The organism is Clostridium sp. AF37-5 (genome assembly GCF_003477605.1).
Classification (GTDB): domain Bacteria; phylum Bacillota; class Clostridia; order Lachnospirales; family Lachnospiraceae; genus Eubacterium_F.
This window is the reverse complement of sequence record NZ_QUDR01000045.1, coordinates 1-3,707: the sequence shown is the minus strand read 5'-3', so window position 1 is coordinate 3,707 and position 3,707 is coordinate 1. Positions and strand designations below refer to the sequence as shown.

Genomic DNA, 3,707 nt, shown 5'->3' with positions numbered 1-3,707 from the left:
GCCCTGTTATCCAAACATAAAAAAGCGTTAAAAGACCTCTTAGTTTCTTATGAAGTGGGTGAGGCTCACCGCAATGTAGAACAGGATGGGGAGGATGCGATTGAAACCAAAACCCAGCGGACAAAGATTGTCAGCCGGGAAGGGCATGACGTATACGGGATTGCCAGCGGATGGCGCTATGACCTTCCGTGGATTGAAACCGTAACACTGGCAGAAGAAGAGGGCTGGGGAAAAAATCCCGCGTATCTTCACTATGGAAGTGCCGGTGTGATTGGGATTGAAACGAGCGCCGATACAGCAGCAAAAACTTACGCAATCCAAGGACTGAGTGGCTACTCTTACGAAGATTTGAAACTGGAGGATTTTAAGCAGACCGTGGATGGCATTTCCTGTACCTACCTGCTTCGTGATAAAACCGGACTTCGCACCTATTTTAACGAAGACGGTGTTGTTGTGCTGCAAAAAGACGCCCATGACAATGCCATTACCTATACATACACCGATGCCATTCATCTGGCAGCCATTACCGATTCCGTCGGACGAAAGATTGTATTTCATTACGAGGGTGAGGGCGATGACAAAGTGCTGAAAACCGTTACCGTGCAGGGAAAAGAAGCGGCAGGTGGCGTAACCAAGAAAACGATTACTTATGAAACGGAAGAAAAAACATATACCCCGCATCACGGAGATGTGTTAAACGGCTTTGTGCTTACGGCGGCAACCGTCGATGGAAGCCGGGAAACCTATACCTACCGGACCGTGGAACGGCTGATGAATACCTCCGGAGCGGGAATCGCATCCCAGCGTGTTTCTACCAACCAGAGCTATCTTCTGACAAAATGTAAGGCAAACGGCAGCGAGACCAACTATGAGTACCGTGCCTGCTCGCTGCGCGGTGAAAAAGAAGGGGGAACCGGACAGAAGAGAGACGTGGTGACGGAGCAGTTTTATGTCACCAGAGAGTATGAAAAAGACAATAAAACCGGAAAGAAATCAAACGGTACAAAGTATGACTATTTCCAGAAAAAAGGAACCGACGGACTCCGTTCCTATGATGATTTCAGGGAGCGGGAAAAAGACGATAAAGGCAACTGGAAAACCGCTTATGAAGTCTGGCAGTACGGAAATGACGGACTCCGCACGGTAACGGTTGTCAGCAGCTTTAATCCGAATAAATATAAAACCAACAAAAAGTATTATGATTATACCTATAAGAAATCCAAAATCAACCCGGATACTTTAAGGCTTAAAAAGGATACCAAGAAAAACGTCAGCCTTTATGTATATAATGAAAATAAACTTCTTACCAATGAGATTCACTATGGCAAAGAAAAAGAAGAAACCATAACCTCTTATGATAATAACGGCAATGGTTCTCTTGTGGTGCTTGAAACCGACAAATCGTATGGAAAGAGCGGCAAAGCGGTTACGACAAAACAAGGGTATACCTATGACCGCTGCCGAAACGTTTTAACTGAAAAAGCAAATGCCGCTTATCAGAAAAAGAATCAGGGAAAAGAACACCTTTACACGACAAACTATACATATCCGGCAGGAACATATCCGGATTCGGACGGTGCTTTTGTCTGCCCGGTGCTTACTCAAGAATCATACAGCGGGGCAAAGACCAAAAACCGCATGGTAAGCACGATGGCGGCAAACGGTGTGGATTATGCCAGCATATCCGAGCAGAAAAGTGTAAACGGCGGTGCATACCGGACACTTACCAAAACGGATTTTACCTACGATGAACATGGCAACGAAACACGGGGCAGAGTTTATCCTTCCTACGATACGGACGGCGAAAAAGAAGTAATTCAGAATGACTACACCTTCAATACACTGGGCCAGCAGACCCAGACGAAGGTCACGCTTACTTCTGCGAAAAATCCATCCAATAACCGGAGTTATGTGGAAGAAAAGACAACGTATGATTCTTTTGGCAACGAGATTTCCTACACCGATGAAAACGGACAGACCTCCAAAACTTCCTATGATGAAGAAACCGGCGAGGAAACCGAAACCATCCGTGCCGTGGGAACCGCGTATGAATCGAAAGACAAGGAATATACCTCCGCGGACGGCTTAAAAACCATGACGGTCGATGCTTACGGACAGGTCAATATCAGTATTCAGGACGGCTTTGGCAACACGCTGATAAGCAAAGATGAGGCGGCCGGCACCTGGACGGAAAGCACCTATGAGTATGGCAGCGAGGGCAACGGCGGAAGCGAAACCGAAGAGACAGAAGACGATGTCGACGAAGAAAAAGAAGAAACATCCCGTCTTTTGGAAGAAAAAACATACACATTTGAGCCAGACGAAAAGAAATTTATTGTCAATGAAAACGGAGAAACCGTGGCAAACTTTTACATGACCGGAAAAGGCAGTGAACTGTTAAGCGGCAGCAAAAACTTTTATGACGACCTCGGCAATGAGATTGGAAGTGCCGAATTTATGAATGGAGAACTGGATAAAGCCCACTGCACTTCCTTCCATTTCAGTAAAAGTGAGACCGAAGTAACCGGCGAAGAAGACGAGGCACAGACGATTACCACCGGTTATGAAAAGGAAATCAATCCGTCTTCTTATACCGAAGAAGTTGACCCGGCAAATTTTTACGACCAGTTTAACGATTCGGTGTTAAGTGAAACAATTACAAAAACCGTAACGGATGCCGAAGGCAACAACCTTTCCCAGACGACTACCTATCTTCGGGGAAAAAATAAAACGGAAACCGTTACCACGTATGAAAATGATGACTTTGGCAGAACGGTCAAAGAAAACACGGTTCAGAAAAAATATCAGGATGGCAGATGGCTTCCGTCTTATGAGACAGAGGTTTCTTATACTTACGATGAAAATGGAAATGTAACCGAAACCGAGACAAAGAGTCGAAAAGAAGGGGAAACCGACTGGCAGATACAGAAAACAAAAGCTGTCTATGACAGTAAGGGACAGGTTACAAAAGAATACAGTCCGCGCGGTGTCAAAGAGAACGTGGCGGCAGCATACACTTATGACCTTTTGGGACGTAAGATCAAAGAAGAACTTCCGCAGAACAAGACAGACGGAAGTGCCGGTTACCAGACCGTAGTAAACGAATATGATAAATCCGGTAACCTTGTGGAAACAAAAGAGCAAATCGAGGGTGACAAGAACAAAGAAATCGAGTATACTTATGATAAACAGGGAAATCTCGTTCAGATTAAAAGCAGTCTGGAAAATGAAAAAGCACAGTATGTCCAGTACGTCTATGACGAACAGGGCAACAAGGTGCGCCGGTTTACCGGTATGACCGGTCCTTTGACAGTAACGGTAGCGGCAGTTGAAAATGCCAAAGACGATGCCGGTAAGGATACCTTTACCTATGGCGGTAAAACGTATGCCGTTTTGGTAACCGGGAAAAAGAAATCCGATACCATCCGGGAAACAAAGTATGTGTATGACACGAAAAACCGTCTGGTTTCTTATACCGACCCGGAAGGAAGAACGGAAACGTATACTTACGACTGCAACAGCAACCTGACGAAAACCGTAGATAAAAACGGAAATACTTTGAAAAACACATATGATAACCAAAACCGGCTGACCGAGAGGACAGCAAAGGAGAAAAAGACCGGAAAAGAAACCGTACATACCTACCGCTACAACGCCTATGGAGATGTGGCAGTACAGGATGATACACAGTTTGTGTATGGCGATGT

General features: G+C 45.4%; 1 protein-coding gene. It reads left to right on the top strand.

Annotated elements, in window-relative coordinates; all coding sequences use genetic code 11:
- On the top strand, positions 1-3,707 hold a 3,707-nt coding region (locus DW019_RS14665; RefSeq protein ID WP_147353047.1), incomplete at both ends, for an RHS repeat domain-containing protein.